This window comes from Sphingosinicella xenopeptidilytica (assembly GCF_042676985.1).
Taxonomy (GTDB): Bacteria; Pseudomonadota; Alphaproteobacteria; order Sphingomonadales; family Sphingomonadaceae; genus Sphingosinicella; species Sphingosinicella xenopeptidilytica.
The window spans coordinates 301,765-323,539 of the sequence record NZ_JBHTIK010000001.1; the positions used below are offsets into that span (position 1 = coordinate 301,765).

Annotated in this window: 18 protein-coding genes; 6 read left to right on the forward strand and 12 right to left on the reverse strand. The window is 67.2% G+C overall.

Translation table 11 applies throughout. The features are described from left to right. Positions 1-10 precede the first annotated feature (10 nt). Positions 11-463 carry a cupin domain-containing protein gene (locus ACFQ00_RS01605; protein WP_381485204.1) on the forward strand — a complete coding sequence of 151 codons (453 nt, stop codon included), beginning with the start codon at positions 11-13 and terminating at the stop codon, positions 461-463. Positions 464-479: 16 nt separating this feature from the next. On the opposite strand, the gene ACFQ00_RS01610 is transcribed toward ACFQ00_RS01605, so the two are convergent. Beyond that, on the reverse strand, positions 480-1,250 hold the full coding sequence (locus ACFQ00_RS01610; protein ID WP_381485207.1) for an alpha/beta hydrolase: 771 nt from the start codon (positions 1,248-1,250) through the stop codon (positions 480-482). A 34-nt stretch (positions 1,251-1,284) separates the two neighbouring features. After that, on the reverse strand, positions 1,285-3,546 hold the full coding sequence (locus tag ACFQ00_RS01615) for an NADP-dependent malic enzyme (RefSeq protein WP_381485210.1): 2,262 nt from the start codon (positions 3,544-3,546) through the stop codon (positions 1,285-1,287). 104 nt (positions 3,547-3,650) lie between these two features. Between ACFQ00_RS01615 and mutS the strand changes: the two genes are divergently transcribed. From mutS to ACFQ00_RS01630, 3 genes are all read left to right on the forward strand, one after another. Next, a complete protein-coding gene (mutS, locus tag ACFQ00_RS01620; protein ID WP_381485213.1) occupies positions 3,651-6,257 on the forward strand; it encodes a DNA mismatch repair protein MutS in 2,607 nt (868 codons plus the stop codon). A 2-nt stretch (positions 6,258-6,259) separates the two neighbouring features. Beyond that, a complete protein-coding gene (locus ACFQ00_RS01625) occupies positions 6,260-8,989 on the forward strand; it encodes a [protein-PII] uridylyltransferase (protein ID WP_381485890.1) in 2,730 nt (909 codons plus the stop codon). Positions 8,990-9,240: 251 nt separating this feature from the next. Then, positions 9,241-9,609: a hypothetical protein gene (locus ACFQ00_RS01630; protein WP_381485216.1), complete on the forward strand. Its 369-nt coding sequence runs from the start codon at positions 9,241-9,243 to the stop codon at positions 9,607-9,609. Here the strand turns inward: ACFQ00_RS01630 and ACFQ00_RS01635 are convergent. The 3 genes from ACFQ00_RS01635 to recF all read right to left on the reverse strand — a co-directional run bounded on the left by ACFQ00_RS01635 (position 9,557) and on the right by recF (position 13,917). Then, complete coding sequence (locus ACFQ00_RS01635) at positions 9,557-10,354, reverse strand: universal stress protein (RefSeq protein ID WP_381485218.1); 798 nt, start codon at positions 10,352-10,354, stop codon at positions 9,557-9,559. The two genes, ACFQ00_RS01630 and ACFQ00_RS01635, sit on opposite strands and share 53 nt — an antisense overlap. An 88-nt stretch (positions 10,355-10,442) precedes the next feature. Then, positions 10,443-12,809, reverse strand: coding sequence for a DNA topoisomerase (ATP-hydrolyzing) subunit B (gyrB, locus tag ACFQ00_RS01640; RefSeq protein ID WP_381485221.1), 2,367 nt, complete (start codon positions 12,807-12,809; stop codon positions 10,443-10,445). 7 nt (positions 12,810-12,816) lie between these two features. Next, positions 12,817-13,917 (reverse strand): DNA replication/repair protein RecF, encoded by a 1,101-nt coding sequence (recF, locus tag ACFQ00_RS01645; RefSeq protein ID WP_381485223.1) that lies wholly within the window; start codon positions 13,915-13,917, stop codon positions 12,817-12,819. A gap of 48 nt (positions 13,918-13,965) precedes the next feature. Here recF and ACFQ00_RS01650 point away from each other — a divergent pair, with 48 nt between their 5' ends. Further along, positions 13,966-14,685: a hypothetical protein gene (locus tag ACFQ00_RS01650; protein WP_381485226.1), complete on the forward strand. Its 720-nt coding sequence runs from the start codon at positions 13,966-13,968 to the stop codon at positions 14,683-14,685. A 13-nt stretch (positions 14,686-14,698) separates the two neighbouring features. On the opposite strand, the gene ACFQ00_RS01655 is transcribed toward ACFQ00_RS01650, so the two are convergent. Beyond that, a complete protein-coding gene (locus ACFQ00_RS01655) occupies positions 14,699-15,112 on the reverse strand; it encodes a GlcG/HbpS family heme-binding protein (RefSeq protein ID WP_381485230.1) in 414 nt (137 codons plus the stop codon). A gap of 161 nt (positions 15,113-15,273) precedes the next feature. Here ACFQ00_RS01655 and ACFQ00_RS01660 point away from each other — a divergent pair, with 161 nt between their 5' ends. Then, a complete protein-coding gene (locus tag ACFQ00_RS01660; protein WP_381485233.1) occupies positions 15,274-16,020 on the forward strand; it encodes an SDR family NAD(P)-dependent oxidoreductase in 747 nt (248 codons plus the stop codon). A 13-nt stretch (positions 16,021-16,033) separates the two neighbouring features. On the opposite strand, the gene dnaN is transcribed toward ACFQ00_RS01660, so the two are convergent. The 6 genes from dnaN to ACFQ00_RS01690 all read right to left on the reverse strand — a co-directional run bounded on the left by dnaN (position 16,034) and on the right by ACFQ00_RS01690 (position 21,772). Next, positions 16,034-17,134 carry a DNA polymerase III subunit beta gene (dnaN, locus tag ACFQ00_RS01665; protein WP_374596058.1) on the reverse strand — a complete coding sequence of 367 codons (1,101 nt, stop codon included), beginning with the start codon at positions 17,132-17,134 and terminating at the stop codon, positions 16,034-16,036. A 99-nt stretch (positions 17,135-17,233) separates the two neighbouring features. Then, the gene (locus tag ACFQ00_RS01670; RefSeq protein ID WP_381485236.1) at positions 17,234-17,920 is read right to left on the reverse strand and encodes an ABC transporter ATP-binding protein; all 687 of its coding nucleotides are present in this window, start codon (positions 17,918-17,920) and stop codon (positions 17,234-17,236) included. After that, entirely contained in the window at positions 17,917-19,167 is a 1,251-nt protein-coding gene (locus ACFQ00_RS01675) for an ABC transporter permease (RefSeq protein WP_381485239.1), read from the reverse strand. Before ACFQ00_RS01675 ends, ACFQ00_RS01670 begins: the two co-directional genes overlap by 4 nt. A 4-nt stretch (positions 19,168-19,171) precedes the next feature. Next, positions 19,172-20,197, reverse strand: coding sequence for an efflux RND transporter periplasmic adaptor subunit (locus tag ACFQ00_RS01680; protein ID WP_381485241.1), 1,026 nt, complete (start codon positions 20,195-20,197; stop codon positions 19,172-19,174). Positions 20,198-20,282: 85 nt separating this feature from the next. Next, entirely contained in the window at positions 20,283-20,924 is a 642-nt protein-coding gene (locus ACFQ00_RS01685) for a CoA transferase subunit B (RefSeq protein WP_381485244.1), read from the reverse strand. Continuing rightward, positions 20,924-21,772 (reverse strand): 5'-nucleotidase, lipoprotein e(P4) family, encoded by an 849-nt coding sequence (locus ACFQ00_RS01690; protein ID WP_381485246.1) that lies wholly within the window; start codon positions 21,770-21,772, stop codon positions 20,924-20,926. Before ACFQ00_RS01690 ends, ACFQ00_RS01685 begins: the two co-directional genes overlap by 1 nt. Positions 21,773-21,775: the final 3 nt, after the last annotated feature.

Below are 21,775 nucleotides of genomic sequence, written 5' to 3' on the forward strand. Positions count from 1 at the left end.
AGGAAGCGCCATGCCAAAACTCGATCTCGATGCGATCCCCGAAGTCTGCCGCACGGGCTATCCCGCGCCTTTCAATGCCGCTGTCGCGGGCCGGCACTACCGGCGTCTTGCGGGGCCGGGCGGGCTCACCGATTTCGGCGTCAATTTCTGCAGGCTCGAACCCGGCGGATGGTCGAGCCAGCGCCACTGGCACAGCAAGGAAGATGAATTCGCCATCCTGATTTCAGGCGAGGCGGTGCTGGTGACGAACGCGGGCGAAACGCTGATGCGCCCGGGTGACTGCGCGGCCTTTCCGAAGGATGACGGCGACGCGCACCATTTCGTGAATCGATCGAACGCGGACGCGGTGCTGCTCGTCGTCGGCAGCAATGTCCCCGATGATATGTGCACCTATCCCGATATCGACATGCACCTGCCGCGGAACGACGGGCCGTTCACGCGCAAGGACGGCAGCGCTTTCTGAGCGTTGCCGGCTGGCTTTACCCGATCGCGTTCAGGAACGTGTCCATCTCCGCCGCCACCTTTTCGCGGACGGGATCGTGGAACAGCCAGTGCCCCGCGCCGGTGATCTCGCGGTAGTCGGTGTGGCCGGTGAGCGCGCGTGCGGTTGCGCGGGCGACGGCGATGGGCGTGATACGGTCGCGGTCGCCGACGACGACGAGCGCAGGCATCGAAAGTTTGCCGTAGTCCACCCGCGCTCCGCGCGTCTTGTCGGCCCACGGCATCGACATCTGGAAGAGCACGCGGCCCGAATCCCACACCAGCTTCGCGATTTCCGCATTCGCGACATCGAAGGGCACTTCGTTGAAGATGCCCCAGCGTGCGCGCTCGGCGTCGATCTTTGTCGGCTGCTTCCACCACTGGCGCTTCACGGCGATGCCGAACACGGTGCGGAGCGGCGCCAGCGAAATGCTCTGCGTCTCCGCCGTCGGCCCGGGCGACAGCAGGATGAGCCCGCGCGCACCGGCGGCCTCCGCCACCTTCTGCGCGAGCATACCGCCCATCGAATGGCCGACGATCACCGGGCTTTCGGGCAGCGTGCGCACCACGGCCGCGATGGCGTCGACATAGTCCTGCACGCCGATGGTGGCGAGGATGGCGGGCGGCGGCTCGGCGGGGTCGATGTCGTGATAGGGCAGCGCAGGGGCATGGACGGCGTATCCTGCGGTGCGGTAGCGATCTGTGAACCAGTCCCACACATGCGGCGTCGACCACATGCCGTGGATGAAGAGAAGCGGCGGCTTGCTCATGGACGGGCCCTCCGGTTCGCCAAACAGGGGCAGGTTAGTCGACAACGCCGCTTGCCGCCAGCACCGACATCGTCACGAGATCGCTCGTCGTCGAGGTCATCGGCACGATCTGCACGGGTTTCGACATGCCCATCAAAAGCGGCCCGAACACGCGTCCGCCGCCCAGCTCCTTCAGCAGCTTCGCGGAGATGTTCGCCGAATGCAGACCGGGCATGATCAGCACGTTCGCAGGGCCGGTGAGGCGGCTGAACGGATAGAGCTTCGCCATGTCGCGATTGAGCGCGACGTCGGCGGACATCTCGCCTTCGTATTCGAAACCGACGCGGCGATCGTCGAGCACGGCGACCGCTTCGCGCAGCACGTTGGTGATGTCCCCCGGCGGATTGCCGAAGTTCGAATAGGAGAGGAAGGCGACGCGCGGCGTCTTGCCCATGCGGCGGGCGACGCTCGCGGTCTGCTCCGCGATGTCGGCAAGCTGTTCAGCACTTGGGCGCTCGTTCACCGTGGTGTCGGCGATGAGGAAGCTGTCGGAGCGGCCGACGATGAGGTGGATGCCGAAGGGCACGTGGCGCGGCGCCGGGTCGATCACCTGCTGCACCTGGCTCAGCGTCTGGCTGAAATGGCGCGTCACGCCGGTAACGAGCACGTCGCCGTGGCCGAGCGCGACAAGGAGCGCGCCGAAGATGTTGCGGTCCTGATTCACCATGCGCTGCGCGTCGCGGTAGAGCACACCCTTGCGCTGCAGGCGCCGGTAGAGATGCTCGGCCATGCCGGGCACCAGCGGGCTGATGCGGCTGTTGTGGATCTCGAAGCTGCCGGTGTCCTCCACGCCGAGCCTCTGCAGCCCCTCCTTCACGCGCTCGTCGCGGCCGACGAGCACAGGGATACCGTAGCCCGCGCTCTTGATCGTCATCGCGGCGCGTAGCACGGTTTCTTCCTCGCCCTCGGCGAAGACGATGCGCTTGGGATTCGCCTTGGCGGCGTCGTAGCTGTTCGAAAGGACTGCCGTCGTCGGGTTGAGCCGCGCGCGCAACTCGGTGCGGTAGGCGTCCTCATCGATGATCGGACGCTGCGCGACGCCGGTCTTCATCGCGGCGCGTGCGACGGCGAGCGGAATCGCTTCGATCAGGCGCGGGTCGAAGGGCGCGGGGATGATGTATTCGGGGCCGAACACCGGCTGCTTGCCGTAAGCGACGGCGACCTCGTCCGGCACCGTCTCGCGCGCGAGGTCGGCGAGCGCTTCGGCGGCGGCGATCTTCATTTCCTCATTGATCGTCGTCGCGCGCACGTCGAGCGCGCCGCGGAAAATGTAGGGGAAGCCGAGGACGTTGTTGACCTGGTTCGGATAGTCCGAGCGGCCCGTTGCGATGATCGCGTCGGAGCGCACGGCGTGCGCATCCTCGGGCAGGATCTCGGGCACCGGGTTCGCCATCGCGAAGATGATGGGATTGGGCGCCATCGCCTTCACCATCTCGGGCGTCACCGCGCCCGCGGCGGAGAGGCCCAGGAACACGTCCGCGCCCTTCATGGCATCCATCAGCGTGCGTTCGCCGGTCTCGATCGCATACGCGGATTTCCACTGGTTGAGATCGTGGCGATCCTTGTGGATCACCCCCTCGCGGTCGCACATGCGGACGTTCGTGCGCGGCATCCCCATCGCGATGATGAGCTCGGCACAGGCGATGGCGGCGGCGCCGGCGCCGTTCACCACCATCTTCACGTCCTTGATCGACTTGCCGGTGATCTTCAGCGCGTTGATGAGGCCGGCGGCGGAGATGATCGCGGTGCCGTGCTGGTCGTCGTGGAACACGGGGATATTCATCATCTCGCGCAGGCGGCTTTCGATGATGAAGCAGTCCGGCGAGGCGATGTCTTCAAGGTTGATGCCGCCGAAACTCGGTTCCATCAGCGAAATGGCGCTCACCAGCGCATCGACGTCTTCGCTCGCAAGCTCGATGTCGATTGCGTCGACGTCGGCGAAGCGCTTGAAGAGGACGGCCTTGCCTTCCATCACCGGCTTCGAGGCGAGTGCGCCGAGGTTGCCGAGGCCGAGGATGGCGGTGCCGTTGGAGATAACGGCAACGAGGTTGCCCTTGGCGGTGTAGTCGTAGGCGAGCACGGGATCGGCGGCGATCGCTTCCACGGGCACGGCGACGCCGGGGGAGTAAGCGAGGCTGAGGTCGCGCTGCGTCGCCATCGGCTTCGATGCGATGATCTCGATCTTGCCCGGACGGCCCTGCGAATGGAATTGCAGGGCTTCCTGATCGCTGAACTTGACCGAACTGCCTTTTGACAAATGTTTTCTCCACCAAGGCGCCTGAGATCGCTATTAGCGTCCGCATGTGCGCTGACGCCAGTCCTCAATCCGTGAAATCTGTAAAAGCGGATTCCCCCTCGCCCATGATGGAGCAGTACCTCGCGCTGAAGGCAGAGGCCGGGGACAGCCTGCTGTTCTTCCGCATGGGCGATTTCTACGAGATGTTCTTTCAGGATGCTGTCGCGGCGGCCGGCGCGCTCGATATCGCGCTGACCAAGCGCGGCCAGCATCTGGGCGAGGATATTGCGATGTGCGGCGTCCCCGCGCACAGCCATGAAACGTACCTGGCGCGGCTGATCTCGAAGGGCTTCCGCGTCGCCATCGCCGAGCAGGTTGAAGACCCGGCGGAGGCGAAGAAGCGCGGATCGAAATCGGTGGTGCGCCGCGCGGTCATCCGCGTCGTGACGCCGGGCACGCTCACAGAGGAGAACCTGCTCGATGCGCGGAGCGCCAATCGCCTCGCCGCCATCGGTGAGGCGGAAGGGCGCATGGGCCTTGCGTGGTGCGACCTGTCGTCGGGCGAGTTCATGACCGCGCCGGTGGACGCCGCACTCGTCGGCGCGGAGCTGGCGCGGCTGCGTCCCGCCGAGCTTCTGCTCGCGGACGGCAGAGAGGCGCCCGCCATATCCCTCGCCAGCCACCTCGTCGCAGTGCGGCCGCGCGCCGATTTCGACAGCACGGCGGGCGAGCGGAAGCTGTGCCGCCGGTTCGATGTTGGCACGCTCGACGGCTTCGGGGCGTTCACGCGCGCCGAGCTGGCAGCGGCGGGTGCGCTCATGGCCTTCGTCGAGGCGACGCAGAAAGACGCCGCCGTGCGCCTGCGTCCGCCCGCACGGCACCTTCCCGAAAGCGCCATGCTGATCGATGCGGCGACGCGCGCCAGCCTCGAACTCGCCGAAACCATGGCGGGCAGCCGCAAGGGCTCGCTCCTTGATTGCATCGACCTCACCGTCACCGGCGCGGGCGCACGCCGTCTCGGCGCCGATCTCGCCGCGCCGCTCACCGATCCCGAAACCATTGCCCGGCGTCTCGATCTCGTCGGCTGGTTCGTCGGTGCGCCGACCATACGTGAACGTGTCCGCGCCGCGCTGAAACGCATTGCCGATATCGAACGCGCGCTCGGCCGGCTCTCGGCGGGGCGCGGCAGTCCGCGCGATCTCGGCCTGCTGCGCGATGCGCTGTCGGGTGCGCTCGATCTCAAGCGATTGCTTTCCGAAAGCCAGCTCGGCGTGCCGGCGATGCTTGCGGACTGCCTCGACCGCATCGGGCCCCACGGTGCGCTCGTCGAAGGCCTCGCCGCCGCGCTCGTGCCTGAGCCTGGCTTTTCCGTGTCCGACGGCGGCTTCATCGCGGAAGGCTTCGACCCGGCACTCGATGAACTGCACGGGCTCGCGCAGGACGGGCGCCGCCACATCGCGGCGCTGGAGGCGCGCTACCGCGATGCGACGGGGATCGCCGCGCTCAAGATCCGCCACAACAACGTGCTCGGCTATCACGTTGAGGTCTCGGCGCGCTATGCGGACCCGCTGATGGCGGCGGACAGCGGCTTCACACATCGGCAGACGCTGGCGGGTGTCGTCCGCTTCAACAGCGTTGATCTCGCTGATCTCGCCGCGCGCATCGCCGAGGCGTCTACGAAGGCGCTGGCTCAGGAAACCGCGCATTTTGCGGCGCTTCGCGACACTGTGCTCGCCGAAGCGGAAGCCGCCGGCGAAACGGCAGCCGCGCTCGCCCGCATCGATGTCGCCGCAGCGCTTGCCGAGCTTGCCGCACGCGGCGGCTGGGTACGGCCCGAGGTCGACGCGAGCACCGCCTTCGATATTCGCGGCGGCCGCCATCCGGTCGTCGAGGCGGCGCTCGGCACGAAGCGCGAGGCGTTCGTCGCGAACGATTGCGATCTTGGGCCGGAATGCCGCCTGTGGCTTCTCACTGGCCCCAACATGGCCGGTAAATCGACCTTTCTGCGCCAGAACGCGCTCCTCGCCGTGCTCGCACAGACGGGCAGCTTCGTGCCCGCCGCGTCGGCACATATCGGCGTCGTCGATCGGTTGTTCAGCCGCGTCGGCGCATCGGACAATCTCGCCGAGGGGCGCTCGACCTTCATGGTCGAGATGGTGGAGACGGCGGCGATCCTGCGGCAGGCGACGGCGCGCTCGCTTGTCATCCTCGACGAGGTCGGGCGCGGCACCTCCACCTACGACGGGCTCGCCATCGCATGGGCGGTGGTGGAGGCGGTGCACGACAGCCTCGCCAGCCGCTGCCTGTTCGCAACGCACTATCACGAGCTGACCGTACTCGCCGAGCGCCTCTCCGCCGTGCATCTCGCGACGGTGAAGGTACGCGAATGGAAGGGCGAACTCGTGTTCCTGCACGAGGTGATCGCCGGCGCGGCCGATCGCAGCTACGGCCTCGCCGTCGCGCGTCTCGCGGGGCTGCCGGAGCTCGTCACGCACCGCGCTTCCGAGGTGCTCGCGCGGTTGGAGCAGGGCAAGGCGAAGACCGGCGGCATCGCCGCGGGCCTCGGCGACTTGCCGCTGTTCAGCGCCGCCGCGCCGGCCGCCCCGGCCCGCGACGCGCTTCGGGATGCGCTCACCGCGCTGCGGCCGGACGAGATGAGCCCGCGAGAGGCGCTCGATGCGCTCTACGACCTCAAGCGCTTGGCAGATGGCGGCGGAGGGGCGATATCATGAGCATGACCGATCGCTTTCACCGCGTCACAGACCGCCGCGCGATCATCGATCGCCGCGAGGTCGCCGAGGTTCTGGCTTCGATTCCGGCTGACCGCGCCGCTGCCGTCGGCGTGCTGCGCGTCGCGCTCGCGGGCGGCCGAGCCGAACTCAAGCGGCGGCTGGAAGCCGCGCCCTACAAGGGGTTGGAGCTTGCGAACGGCCATGCGTTCCTCACCGACCAGCTCGTACGCCTCGTCTTCGATTTCGCGACGCAGCGCCTGTATCCTGCGAGCAACCCGAGTGCCGCCGAACGTATCGCCGTGTGCGCCGTCGGCGGCTATGGCCGCGCCGAGATGGCGCCGTTCTCGGACGTCGACATCCTGTTCCTCACCGCGCAGAAATCCACGGGCTGGATCGAGCAGGTCGTCGAAACGATGCTCTACACGCTGTGGGACCTCGGGCTGAAGGTCGGCCACGCGACGCGCTCCATCGCCGATGTCGTGCGCCTGTCGCGCGAGGACGTGACGATCCGCACCGCGATGCTGGAGGCGCGCTACGTGTGGGGCGATGAAGCACTCTATGACGAGTCGAACACGCGATTCCTGAAGGATGTCGTCTCCGGCACCGAGCGCGATTTCACGCAGGCGAAGCTCGCTGAGCGCGAGGCGCGGCACACGCGCATGGGCGACAGTCGCTACGTCGTCGAGCCCAACATCAAGGAGGGCAAGGGCGGGCTTCGCGATCTCCACACCTTGTTCTGGATCGGCAAATACGTGCTGCGCGTCGAGCGCGCGGCGGAGCTGGTCGACAAGGGGCTGCTGACGCCGCGGGAGTATCGCCAGTTCAACAAGGCCGAGAACTTCCTGTGGGCCGTCCGCATCAACCTGCACGACATCGCGAAGCGCGCCGAGGAGCGGCTGACCTTCGACATGCAGCGCGAGCTTGCCGAGCGGCTGCACTATCAGGACCGCGCCGGCATGTCGGCGGTCGAGCGCTTCATGCGCCATTATTTCCTGATCGCACGGCAGGTTGGCGATCTCACCGGGCTGTTTCTGTCACACCTTGAAGAGACCTACGCGGAGAGCCGGATTCGTCTGCCGAGTATGCGGCGGGCGCCCAGAAAGCTGAACGGCTTCACCGTGCAGCGCGACCGCCTCGGCGTGCCGACCGACGATTTCTTCGCGAAGGACCCGGTGCGGCTCATCGAGATGTTCGCGCTCGCCGAAAAGCACGCGCTTGAAATCCATCCGCAGGCGATGCGGCAGGCGGGCCGCGACGCGAAGCTGATCGACGCGCGCGTGCGCCGCGATCCGCGCGCGAACGCGCTGTTCATGGATGTGCTCACCAGCCGCCGCGCGCCCGATACGGTGCTGCGCTGGATGAACGAGGCGGGCGTGTTCGGCCGCTTCGTTCCCGATTTCGGCCGCGTCGTCGCGCGGATGCAGTACGACATGTACCACCATTATACGGTGGACGAGCACACGATCCGCGCCATCGGCCTCCTCGCGCGCATCGAGAACGGCGAGTTGACGGCGGAGCATCCGATCAGCGCCGTCCTCATCCACCAGATCGCCTCGCGCCGGGTGATCTACGCGGCGGTGCTGCTGCACGATATCGCCAAGGGGCGCGGCGGCGATCACAGTATGCTCGGCGCCGATGTGGCGCTCGCGCTCTGCCCGCGCCTCGGTCTCACGCCCGCCGAAACCGAAACCGTCTCATGGCTGGTGCGCTATCATCTGCTGATGTCGGAAACGGCGACGCGCCGCGACCTTTCGGATTTCAAGACGATCCAGGATTTCGTCGCGGTCGTGCAGGACGTGGAGCGGCTGCGGCTGCTGATGATCCTCACCGTGGTCGATATCCGTGCGGTCGGCCCCGGCCGCTGGACGGAATGGAAGGCACAGCTTCTGCGCGACCTTTATGTCGCCGCCGAGGAGATGCTGCGCCTCGGCCACCAGCAGCGCGGGCGTGCCGAGCGCATCGCCGCGAAGAAGGAGGAGCTGAAAACAGCACTCGGCTGGAGCGACCGGGTCTTCAACGCCCATGCGAAGCGGTTTTTCGACAGCTACTGGGTCGCCGAGCCCGCCGGCTCGCTGCTCGCGAACGCGCGGCAGATCGCGGAGGCGAAGGACGAGATTTCCGTTTCGATGACCTGCGACGACGCGCTCGGCGCCACACAGGTCTCGGTCTTTGCGCCCGATCATCCGGGCCTCTTCTACCGGATCGCGGGCGGCATCACGCTCTGCGGCGCGAATATCGTCGATGCGCGCATTCATACGACGCGCGACGGCATGGCGATCGACAACCTCGTCGTGCAGACGCCCACGGGCCGCGCGCTTGAGGAGGCGCACGCGCTCGACCGGCTGAAGACGACGATCATCGAAGCCGCGTCAGGGCAGGTGAAGCTCGCCGAGCGGCTGGCGGCACGGCCGCTGACGCGGCACCGCGCCGACGTGTTCAAGGTGGAGCCGAACGTGCTCGCCGACAACAAGGCATCGAACCGCTACACCGTGATCGAGGTGCACGCGCTCGATCGGCCTGCGCTGCTCTACGGGCTTACCCGCACATTGTTCGATGCGCGGCTTTCGATCAGCTCTGCGCACATCGCGACCTATGGTGAGCGCGCGGTCGACGTTTTCTACGTGACCGATCTCACCGGCGACAAGATCGAGAACGCGCAGCGCCTGAAAGGCATCACGCGCAAGCTCCTGGCGGTCGCCTCGGGTGAAGCCGAAGCGAAGGCCGCCGCTTGAAAAAGGACCCGCGCCCCTCGGGGCACGGGTCCAACTCCCCGGGTCAGCGTGGAGTGTCTCCGAATATCCCCGTCCAGACTGCGAAAACCGGAACTGCAGCCGGACGCACGAACGGAACCTGCCGACAGCTTCCATTCGCGTAAAGACCTAAGTTGGGGCGAAGCGCACAATCCTGCAACCATTACGCACGGCGGCAAGGCGCCCACGCCGTGCATCGCTGTCCGCTGTTGCCGGAATGTCACGCTTTTGTGATGGCACAGCCGGAACTTGCACGCCGCATGGGGCTTGAAGCTCTCGGGGGCACCGAGAAGGAACGCGCCGTGCTGGAAATCGTGAAGTGGGCTGCCTCGATCAGCGGCATGGTGGCGGCGTTCGCGGTTGCCGCCGATCTCGGCCGGCGCATCACCGGCTGGGGTTTCGTGCTGTTCCTGTTGTCGAGCGCGGCGTGGATTATCGCCGGACTGCTCGACGCGGAGCCGGCGCTCTCCACACAGAACGCCGTGCTCTTCGTCATCAACGCCGTCGGCGTTTACCGCTACCTGATCCGCAAAATACCAACGGGTGACGTCAGTGCGACAGCACCAGCGGCAGTGAGGCATCCGCCAGCAGCGAGCGGGTGACGCCGCCGAGGATGAACTCGGCGAACCGCGAGCGGCCATAGGCGCCCATCACCAGATAGCCTGCGCGCACCTCGGCGGCGATGCTGCTGAGCGTGTCCGCCACCGTGCCGCTCTTCGCGCGGGCATGGACCTCGGCCTTGATCCCGTAGCGGGAAAGGTAGGAGGCCGCCTCGCGCGCCGGGATATGCGTGTCGAAATCCTCTTCGATGCAGGCGATGTGAACCCCCTTCGCGGCGGTCAGCAGGCCCATCGTGTTGCGCACCGCCTGCGCCGCCTCGGGCGAGCCGTTCCAGGCGATGAGAGCGGCGCCCGCCGGATCGAAGCTTTTCTGGTCGTCGCGGACGGCGAGCACCGGCGCGCGGACCTTCGTGGCGATCTCGCCGACGATCGGCAGCGCCGCGTCGGGGTCGGTGAGCTTGCCCGTGGGGCTCAGCACGATGAGGTCGGTGAGCTGGCTGTGCATCATCACCGCGACCGAACCGCTGCCGCGCGAATCGATCCAGTCCCAAGGCGCGCCCTCCTTCTGGAGCTGCGCCTCGATGCGCGTGCGTGTCGCTTCCATCGTTTCGGCATAGGCCTCGTAGGCGATCATCGCGCCCGTGAAGGGTTCGCCGGCGTAGGCCGCGAACGGCATCGCCTGCAGGCAGGTCAGGTGCCCGCTGTAGTAGCGCGCAACGTCGAGTGCGGCCTGAAGACGGGCGTTCTGCCCGGCATCGTCATGGATATGAACGAGAATCGATTTCATCTTCCGGTCTCCCGCTATTCACCCGAACGGGTGATACCACCGCCAACGCAAGCAACATTGCGGCAGATCAAGAAGGAGAGCGAGCGGCCTAAACGTCCAGATTGGCGACGTTCAGCGCGTTCTCCTGAATGAATTCGCGGCGCGGCTCCACCACGTCGCCCATCAGCCGGGTGAAGATGTCGTCGGCAAGGTCGGCCTGCGCGATCTCCACCTTCAGCATGGTTCGCACGGTGGGATCGAGTGTCGTTTCCCAAAGCTGTTCGGCGTTCATCTCGCCGAGGCCCTTGTAGCGCTGAATGGCCAGTCCCTTGCGGCCGATCTCGAAAATCGCCTCCAGAAGCGCCGAGGGGCGCGTCACCGGACGGTCGCCGAGCAGGATCGGTGTGCGATAGGCGGCGGCCTCGCCTGCGAGCAGCTGGTTGATCTTGCGCGCCTCCGCCGAAACGATGAACGCCCGGTCGATGGCGTAGTGATCGGTCACCCCGCGGTAGGTGCGGGCGAGCTTGTAGCCGCCGTCGACATACTCGGCCGCCCACTGGGCGTCGTCGTGGCCATTCAGCCACGCGGCGACGTCTGCGGCGGCATCACGCTCGGGATTGAGTCCCCCGGAGATCGCCAGCGCCTCCACGATGCGGGAGTCGTAGCGCCCCGGCACATAGGCCATCAGCGCACGGAGTTTGCGCGCCTGATCGACGAGGCCGCGCAGGTCCTCGCCGGTGCGCTGGCCGTCCGCCGTCTCGGCGACGAGCCCGTCGAGACCGGTGCGGATCAGATAATCGTCGAGCGCCGCCTGATCCTTCAGGTACACTTCCGAGCGGCCGCGAGCGACTTTGTAGAGCGGCGGCTGGGCGATGTAGACATGGCCCGCTTCGATGAGCTCGCGCATCTGCCGATAGAGGAAGGTGAGGAGCAGCGTGCGGATGTGCGCGCCGTCCACGTCGGCGTCGGTCATGATGACGATCTTGTGGTAGCGCAGCTTCGAAATATCGAAGTCGTCGCGACCGATGCCGGTGCCGAACGCCTGGATGAGCGTGCCGATCTCGCGCGATGCGAGCATCCGGTCGAAGCGCGCGCGCTCGACGTTCAGGATCTTGCCCCGAAGCGGCAGGATCGCCTGGAAATGCCGATCGCGGCCCTGCTTCGCGGAGCCGCCTGCCGAATCGCCCTCGACGAGGAACAGCTCGGATTTCGCCGGGTCCTTCTCCTGGCAGTCGGCGAGCTTGCCGGGCAGCGAGGAAATCTGCAGCACGTTCTTGCGGCTCGCCTCGCGCGCCTTGCGGGCGGCCTCGCGCGCCACGGCGGCGGAAACGATCTTCTCGACGACCACGCGCGCCGGGCCGGGATTCTCCTCCAGCCATTCGGCGAGCTTCTCGCCCATCAGCGATTCAATCGGCTGCCGCACCTCGGAGGAGACGAGCTTGTCCTTGGTCTGCGACGAGAACTTGGGGTCCGGCACCTTGACGGAGACGATGGCGGTCAGCCCCTCGCGCATGTCCTCGCCCGTCGGCGACACCTTCTCCTTTTTCAGGATACCGGAGCTTTCGGCGTAGTTGTTGAGCGTGCGCGTCAGCGCGCTGCGGAACGCGGCAAGGTGGGTGCCGCCGTCGCGCTGCGGGATGTTGTTGGTGAAGGGCAGAACCTGTTCGTAATAGCTGTCGTTCCATTCCAGCGCGACATCGATGGAGATGCCGTCGCGTTCGCCCTCCATCAGGATCGGTTCGGGGATCAGCGGCGTCTTGGTGCGGTCGAGGTACTTCACGAAGGCCGCGACACCACCTTCGTAAAACATCTCGATCGATTTCGGCTCGGTGTGGCGGGCGTCGCTCAGCACCACCTTCACGCCGGAATTGAGGAATGCCAGCTCGCGGTAGCGGTGCTCCAGCTTTTCGAAATCGAATTCGATGACCTTGAAGGTTTCCTCGGAAGCGAAGAACGTGACGTGCGTGCCCTTGCGGCCGTTCGCATCGCCCACGACCTTCAGTGGCGCGACGGCATCGCCGCGCTCGAAGCGCATGTAATGCTCCTTGCCGTCGCGGAAGATGCGCAGATCCAGCCAGTCCGAAAGCGCGTTCACGACCGAGACGCCGACGCCGTGGAGGCCGCCTGAAACCTTGTAGCTGTTCTGGTCGAACTTCCCGCCCGCGTGCAGCTGGGTCATGATGACCTCGGCGGCGGAAACGCCCTCGCTCGGGTGGATATCGGTGGGGATGCCGCGCCCGTTGTCCGTCACCGTCACGGAGCCGTCGGCGTTGAGCGTGATCGTCACCGTGTCGCAGTAGCCCGCGAGCGCCTCGTCGATCGCGTTGTCGGAAACCTCGAACACCATGTGGTGCAGGCCCGAACCGTCCTCGGTGTCGCCGATGTACATGCCCGGCCGCTTGCGCACGGCGTCGAGCCCCTTCAGGACCTTGATCGAATCGGCGCTGTATTCACCGGAAGGTGCGTTGCTGCTCATGATTTCCTTAAAGTCTGCTCAGGCGACCGTTTGACACGTCTATATAGGTAGCGTCGGCGCCGATTGCACGGAAAAGTGACACGTCCGTGCCCGTCATCCACACCTGCATGGCGTCCGCTTCCAGCATTGCGAAAAGCGCTGCGCGCCGTGTTTCGTCGAGGTGCGCGGCGACCTCGTCGAGCAGCAGCACGGGTCGCCGCCCGGTGCGCGCCGCCACCACGCGGGCGTGCGCGAGGACGAGGCCGAGCAGCAGCGCTTTCTGCTCGCCCGTGGAGGCGCGCGCGGCGGGCTGATCCTTGGCGAGGTGCGTGACGGCAAGGTCGCTGCGATGCGGGCCAACGGTGGTGCGCCCCGCCGCCGTATCGGCGCGGCGCGAGGCGGCGAGCGCCTCGGCCAGCGCCTCGGCCTCCCACGTCTCGCCTTCCAGCAATAGCGCGCCTTCCGGGAACGGCCCCGTGTCCGACGCGGCGATCTCTTGCCCAAGCGCCTCGATCGCCATGCGCCGCGCGGCATCCACGGCCGCACCATGCTCGGCCATCTGCTTTTCGAGCGAGGCGAGCCAGTCCGCGTCGGGCACGCGCTCGCCGCCCAGCAGCTTGTTGCGCGATTGCATGGCGGCATCATAGCGCTGCGTGTGCCCGGCGTGCTGCGAAACGAGCGCCAGCGTCAGCCGGTCGAGGAAACGCCGCCGCCCGCCTGCGCTTTCCAGGAACAGCCGGTCCATCGCCGGGGTCAGCCACAGCACGGAAAGCCATTCGGAAAGCGCGTTCGCGGCCGCGCCCGCGCCGTTCACGCGCACCAGCCGCCGCCCCGGCGCGTCGGCCTGCGTGCCCGTGCCGATCTCGACGGGCGCATCCGCGCCGCAGCCGAGCGTCGCGGCGACCGCGAAGCCGCCGCTGCCGCCGATGCGCGCCATTTCGGGAAGGCCCGCACGCCGGAGGCCGCGCCCGGGCGCGAGCAGCGAGATGGCCTCGAGAAGGTTGGTTTTCCCCGCGCCATTGTCCCCGGTCAGCACGACCGTGCCCGGCCCGGCGGTGATGTCCGCGTGCGCGTAGCTGCGGAAATCCGTCAGGCGCAGCCGGTCTATGGTGCGGGGCTGTGTCGGCATGGCGGCCCCGTCTATCGCGTGCTAGTCTTGGGCGAAAGGGAGACGTCCATGATCCGTGCCGCCGCGCTTGTCGCCGCCATGCTGTTTTCGTCCGCCGCGCTTGCCGACCAGACCGTCGTCTACAAGGGCGAGGACGGCAAGAACCTGACGCTCGAGATCGCGGACAGCGGCGCCGTGCATGTCGGCGGCCCAACGCCGGGGCAGACGGCGGTGATCCTGAACGGCGAGCTCTATCTCGTCGACACCACGCGCCCGGAGGCGCGCGTCATGCGGATCGCCGATTTTGCGGCTGTGGTCGATGAGGCGATCGGGCCGATCTTCAAGGGCCTGTTCGAGACGGCGGCGAAAGCCGATACGAAGCCCAAGACACCGCTCGCCATCGAAGCCGCGGGCACGGCGAGCGTCGCGGGTTTCACCGGCGATCGATACCGCGTTAAGGGCCTCGACGATCAGAAGCCGGACGAGGCGGTCGAATGGATCGCGACGCGCGATCCCGCGCTCGCCCCCGCCGGCAAGGCGATGCAGCAGTTCATCGAGGCGACGATGGTTCTCGCCGCCCCGTTCCTGGGCGAGGCGGCGCCGGCCATGATCGGCGAGATGCGCCAGGCATTCGCGCTCGGCACGCCGCTCAAGGCGGGCGGCAAGTTCGAGCTGGTGAGCGTGAAGGACGGCGCCATCGACCCCGCGCGTTTCAAGCTCCCCGCCGCGCCGATCAGCCGGGCTGACCTTCTGAAAGAGATGAAGGCGGGCGCACCGCCCTCCAACTAGGCCCTTCGGTTTCTCAGGCGAACGCGGCCGCGCCGGCTTCTGCGACCTGCTCGTCCTCCTCGCCGGAGGCGCCGCTGACGCCGATCCCGCCGATGGCGTTGCCGCCGTGCATGATCGGCACGCCGCCTTTCGCGGCGGTAAGGCCTTCCACGGCAAGAAGCGACGGTTTCCCGCCGTCCACCATCTGCTGGAACACGCTTGTCGGCGCGCCGAGTTCAGCGGCAGTCCGCGCCTTGGCGAGCGCGACCGCCACGCTGAGCGGCGCCGCACGGTCGCGCCGCATGAACGCCAGCAGGTGGCCCGCGGCATCGACGACCGCGATGCTGACCTTGAGGCCGTTCGTGGCGGCGGCAGCCTCTGCCGCGGCAAGCACGTGCTTCGCGCCCGCGGTGGTCAGCGTCGGTATTTCCATCGTGAAGCCGGACATGCGCGCATCCCTTCCTTGCCTGCGGTGATGGCAGCGCCGCCCCGACTCCGCCAATGCGCCCGGCCCGCCGGTTCTCGCATTCCGAGACACGGCGGGCAGGCGGGTTTGGAGCGCGCGCGCTCCCCTGCCTACGCTTGCGCCGGTTCGGGAAAGGGAAGGCCATGCAGTTCGCAGACAGGATCGCACTTGTCACCGGCGCGGGCTCGGGAATCGGCCGCGCGGTGTCGCTGATGCTCGCTGCGGAGGGGGCAACCGTGGTTCTCGTCGGGCGGGATCGCGCGCGGCTGGAGGCAGTTGCGGCCGAATGTGCCGGAAGCGGCGGCGAAGCCGTCGTCAGCCCCGCCGACGTGACGCGGCCCGGTGCCATTGATGCCGTCGTCGATGGGATCGGCGCGCGGTGGGGCAGGCTCGATCTCGCCGTGAACAATGCGGGCGGCCACGGCGATTTCAAACCGCTCCACGAAACGCCTGTCGACGAATGCGAATGGGTGTTCGATCTCAATCTGAAAGCGGTGTTCTACGGTATGCGTGCTGAGGTTTCGCTGATGCTTCGGCAGGGGCACGGCGCGATCGTGAACATGGCCTCGATCTTCGGTATCAAGGGCGTTGCGGGCATCGCACACTACGTGGCAGCCAAGCACGCCGTCGTCGGCATGACGCGCGCGGCCGCGCTCGATTATGCGCGAACCGGCATCCGCATCAACGCAGTCTCCCCCGGCGCCACCGCGACGCCGAACCTGCTTCGCGTCACGGGCGGCGACGCCCATGCGCTCGATGCCATGATTCCCGCAGGCCGCATCGGGCAGCCGGAAGGCGTTGCACGCACGGTGCGCTGGCTGCTCTCAGACGACGCGCGCTACGTCACCGGCGCCAATGTCTCGGTGGATGGCGGTATGAGCGCGGGTTGATGCTGCGTGCGCGTCAGACGCGCATTGGCATCAGAACGTAGAGCGCGGGAGACGATTGGCCCTCGCGGATCAGCGTCGGCGCGGCCGCGTCGGCGAGATGGATCTCGATCTCGTCGGTCTCGATCTCGCTGAGGATGTCCAGCAGATAGCGTGCATTGAAGCCCACATCGAGGCTCTCGGATGCGTAGTCGGCGGGCACTTCCTCGGCGGCGGTGCCGGTTTCCGGGCTCGTTACCGAAAGCACGATGCGGTCCCGATCGATGCTCATCTTCACCGCGCGGGTCTTCTCGGTGGCGATCGCCGCCACGCGGTCGACGCCCTCGGCGAGCGACTTCGTGTCCACCTTCAGCAGCCGGTCGTTCTTCGTGGGGATTACCCGTGAATAGTCGGGGAAGGTTCCATCGATCAGCTTCGAGGTGAGCACGGCGGTGCCCGCGCGGAAGCGGATCTTGGTGGAGGAGAGCGAAACCTCGATCTCGCCCGTCACCTCGTCGAGGAGCTTGCGCACCTCGGCGACGCACTTCCGCGGCACGATGATGTCGGGCATCCCGTCCGAGCCCGCGGGCGCGTCGAGCGCGACGCGCGCCAGCCGGTGGCCGTCGGTCGCGACCGCGTAGAGCTTGCCCTCGACGACATGCATGAAGATGCCATTGAGGTAGTAGCGCGTCTCTTCGGTGGAGATCGCGAAGCGCGTCTTGTCGATGATCTGCTTCAGCGTTTCGGCGGGAAGCTGGAACTTCGTCGGCAGATCGCTCTCGGCGATCATCGGGAAGTCGTCGCGCGGCAGCGTCGCGAGGTTGAAGCGCGCGCGGCCCGCCGCGATCGACATCTTGTCGCCCGAAACCGCGATCTCGACCTGGCTGCCTTCGGGCAGCTTGCGCACGATGTCGAACAGCGTGTGCGCCGAAACCGTCGTTGCGCCCGATGTCTCCACCTGCGCGGCGATCGAATCGACGACCTGCAGGTCGAGGTCCGTCGCCATCAGCTTGAGGCCGTTGTTTTCAGCCTCGATGAGAACGTTCGACAGGATCGGGATCGTGTTGCGACGCTCCACCACCGACTGGACGTGACCAAGGCATTTGAGCAGCGTCGCCCGCTCGACCGTCGCCTTCATGCGTTTCCCTTCAAACCCCCGATTGTGAGCGCGCGACTATAGCGCCTGCGTCAACCTTCGGTAGGGGGAATCCGGGGCCAAATGCAAGCCCCCGCGACCTCAATCGATGCGTTCGATCCGCCCGTCGAGCATGTGGATGCGCCGGTGTGCCGAGGCGGCCACGTCGGGGTCGTGTGTCACGCAGATGATGGTGCGGCCTTCCTTCGCGGCAAGGTCGTGGAAGATTTCGATGACGCGTTTCGAATTGAGGCTGTCGAGGTTGCCGGTGGGCTCGTCGCCGAGGAGGAGCGCGGGGTCGTTCGCAAGCGCGCGGGCGATGGCAACGCGCTGGCGCTGGCCGCCGGACATCTTGTCGGGCGTTTTGTGCTCCTGCCCCTCAAGCCCCATCGCGCCGAGCAGCGCGCGACCCCGCGCGTCGATTTCAGTACCGCCGAGCCGCCCCAGCCGCCGCATCGGCAGCGTCACGTTTTCAAGCGCGGTGAACTCGGGCAGCAGGAAGTGGAACTGGAACACGAAGCCGAAGCGCGCCAGCCGCAGGTTCGCGCGGGCGTTGCCGTCGGTGCCCGTCGTATCCTCGCCGTCGAAGAGCAGCCGGCCTTCGGTTGGCCGGTCGAGCAAGCCGAGCAAGTAGAGCAGCGAGGACTTGCCGCACCCCGAAGGGCCGATCACCGCGACGAACTCGCCCCGGTTGATCTCGAACGACACGTCGCGGATCAGTGTGACCGGCGGTTCGACCGCGAGCACGCGTGTCAGCCCTTCGGCGCGGATCAGCGGCGTGCCCGTCATACCGCGCCCCGCAGGATATCGACCGGATCGACCTGCGCGGCCTTCCGCGCCGGCAGCCACGCGGCGATGATCGCGGAAAACAGGCTTGCCCCCGCCGAGATCGCATATTGGAAGAACGAGCGGTCGAGCGGCATCGTCTCGGTGGAGCCCTGGATGTTGAACTCGATACTGCCGAGCACCTGCATCAGCGCGAAGCCAAGCCCCCAACCCGCGAGCACGCCGACGCACGCGAGCGTAAAGCCCTCCATCACGAATACGGCCTGCAGATCGCCCGAGGAAAAGCCCATCGAGCGCATGATGGCGATGTCGCGGCGCTTGTCGGCCACGCTCGTGGAAACCACAGTGTAGATGCCGAACGAGGCGACGAGCAGGATCGCCGAGATCACCGTGTACATGATGACGTTGCGCGTCACGAGGAGGCTGAGGAAATCGGCGGAGCGCTCCTGCCAGCTTTCCGCCTTGTAACCGTAGCGCGCTTCCAGCCGCTTCGCGATGTCCTCGGCCGCGTAGGGGTCGTCCAGCCTGATGCCGATGCGGTTGATCACGAACGGCTGGCTTGTCAGCGATTGCGCCTCGCGCAGCAGCACGTAGCCCGAAGAGCCGCCGAACTGGCCGCGGCCGCGCTCGAACAGGCCGACGATCTTCAGCGTCCGCGTCACCCCGCGCGCCGAGGTCGCGGCCATGATGTCGCCCATGCGCACGCCGAGCCGGCTCGCCATCTCCTCGCCGATAATGACGCCGCCCTGCGTGGTTTCAAGGTTCCGGAGGCGCCCCTCCTTCAGATATTGCTCGACGTCGGAGACCTGCGCCTCGATGCCCGGCTCGATGCCGACGATGGCGAGCGCCTCCTCGCGGCCGCCGACACGCAGCGTCACCGCGCCCGAAAGCGAAGGTGACGCCACGGCGTCGGACCGCGCGCCGATCGCACGCATCAGGCCCTGCCAGTCCTTGATGCCGCGCACTTCGTTCCGCGTCTTGTAATGCCGCACCTCGACGGCGGCATTCGGGAAGGCACGCACGGCGGGCTGCGGCGTCGGACTCCGGATCTCGTCGGAAATGATGATGTGCGGTGCCGCGTCGATCAGCGTTTCCACGAAGTCGTTCTGGCTGCCGATCATCAGCGCCGAAACGGCGAGGAAGAAGCCGACGCCGATGCCGACGCCCGCTATGGCGACCAGCGTCTGCCGCTTGCGCTTGGAGATGTGGCGGAGCGCGATTCCGAGCAGCAGGGAAAAGCGGCGCAGCACCGGCTCAGCGTGGCCCGGCGGTCTTCTTGGCGGCGTTCGCCTGGCTGCTCACGCGGGCACCGTCGCTCAGCCCCTCCGGTGGGTTCACGAGAACGGTGTCCCCGGCGGCGAGGCCTTCCGTCACCTCGGTCCGGTCGGTGCCGACGATTCCCGTTTGCACCGGCGTTCGCTTCGCCCGCCCGTCCGCGACGCGCCAGACGTGGCCGTCTTCGACCGCGCCGTCGGGCACGAGCAGCGCGCCCTCCTTCTCGCGAGTGACGATGTTGACCTCCAGCGTCATCCCTACGGGCAGCGGATCGTTCGAAAGCGGCTCCAGCCGCACGCGGAACGAACGCTGATCGGGGTCGCCGCCAGGCGTGATCTCGCGCACGCGTGCCGGAAAAATGCGCCCCGCATAAGCATCGCTCGACATCAGCGCCTGCTGGCCGACGCGGACACGCGGAATGTCGCGCTCGTCGACGGTGGCGGTGATCTTGATGCGCGCAGGGTCGCCGATCACGAACAGTGTGCGGCTCGGGCTCGCGAGGTCGCCGGGCTCGGCATCGCGGCGCAGCACGACGCCGTTCACGCCTGCGCGCAGCGCATAGTTTTCCAGCCGCTCACGCGCGGCCTTCTCGGCGGCGCGTGCGGCGTCGCGGTTTGCGATCACATTATCGCGCGCGGCCTTCGAGGCGAAGCCGCGTTCGACGAGCACGAGCGTCCGCCGCGCCTCGGCCTCCGCGCCCCGCGTCACCGCGGCCAGCCGGGCGATCTCGGCATTGAGATCGGCGATGTCGAGCGTGGCGAGCAGCGTGCCGCGCGTCACACGGTCGCCTTCCTTCACGCGGATGTCGACGACGGGCGCTGTGACACGCGCGGCGATCTCGACGGGTTCCTCGACCTCCACGAAGCCGGTCGCATAGACGACCTCCACTGCCTTGCCGCGCGTCACCTCGCCGGTTTCCACCGGCGTCGGCCGCAAGGTGCGATAAGCGAAGGCGGCAGCGACGAGCGCCACCAGAAGCCCGAGAAAGATCCAGCGCGCGCGCATGTGCGATTGCTAGGCCGAAAGCCCTTGCATCGCAACGACCTGGATCAAAATGCCGCTGGTGTTAGGGCTGAATGGCGAGCGGTTCCTAGAGCGCGACCTCGTAGTGCGCTTCGGTCTTCGCCGCGACCTCTTCCAGCGTCACGTCGGGCGCGAGTTCGATCAAGCGGAAGGGCTGGCCCTTGGCCGGGCGTTCGAACACGCCGAGGTCGGAGATCACGACGTCGACGACGCCCTGGCCGGTCAGCGGCAGCGTGCAGGCCTTCAGGAACTTCGATTCGCCGGCCTTGTTGGTGTGGTCCATCAGCACGATGATGCGCTTCACGCCCGCGACGAGATCCATCGCGCCGCCCATGCCCTTCACCATCTTGCCCGGGATCATCCAGTTGGCGAGATCGCCGTTCTCCGCGACTTCCATCGCGCCGAGGATCGAAAGGTCGATGTGGCCGCCGCGGATCATGCCGAAGCTGTCGGCGGAGCTGAAATAGCTCGTGCGGCGCAGTTCGGTGATCGTCTGTTTGCCCGCGTTGATGAGATCGGGGTCGACTTCATCCTCGGTCGGGAACGGCCCGATGCCGAGCATTCCGTTCTCGCTCTGCAGCGTGATGTCGATGCCCGGCTCCACGTGGTTCGCAACCAGCGTCGGGATGCCGATGCCGAGGTTTACGTAGAAGCCGTCCTTCAGTTCCTTCGCGGCGCGCGCCGCCATGCCGTCGCGGTTCCAGGCCATCAGTCGTTTCCTTTATACGTCCAGCGTTGGTCGGGCGCGACGACCTCGTCGCGGTTCATCGGCGGGTTGTTCCAGCCGCCGTAAAGGGGATTGGGGAGCACGAACCAGTCTGCGCCCCAGTGCGCGCCATGGCGCACGGCGGCGATGTCGCGCCGCTCCGCCATCGGGCGCTTGCCGGAAGGGCCGTTGTCGATGCCGTCGGTGAAGTCGCCGTTCTGGTCGCCGACGAGCGCGAGCACGCAGAAGTGCTTCGCGATCTCCGCGCGGCGGCCGTCCTTGCCCGATTTGCCGTCGACATCGCCCTTCAGGAACAGCGTCTCGCCGTGCACGGCCGGGCCGAGGCCCGTGTGCGCCAGCGCGGCTTCGGTGTGCTTGGCGTTTTCAGCGCTGCGGTTGGTGTTGAACACCGGCGTCACGCCCATCGCGCGGAGCGCATCGAGCGCGGCCTTCGCGCCGGGGATCGCAACCGTCTGCGCGGCGCCTTCGCGTTCCCACGCGGCCCAGCTGTCTTCGTCGAACGGCGCGTTGCTGCGCGCTTCATAATACGCGTGGCCGATATTCCAGATCAGCGTCTCGTCCACGTCGAACACGGCGGCAGGGCGCTGCGCCGTCTCCGCCGTGCAGGGCAGCGGCGTTCCATCCGCCGCGAGGATCGCGGAAGATGTACCGGCGGCCACGGGCAGCCGCGCTTTCACGGATTGCACCAGCGCGCGGTAGGTCTGCGTGGTGATCGCGCCCGCTTCGGCTGAGCCCAGCGTCCACGCGAGCGGCTGCGTCGTGCGCGGCACGCCCGTTGCCGCGCAGCCATGCAGCGCTGCCATCAGGCAGACCGCTGCGATACGGTTCACGCC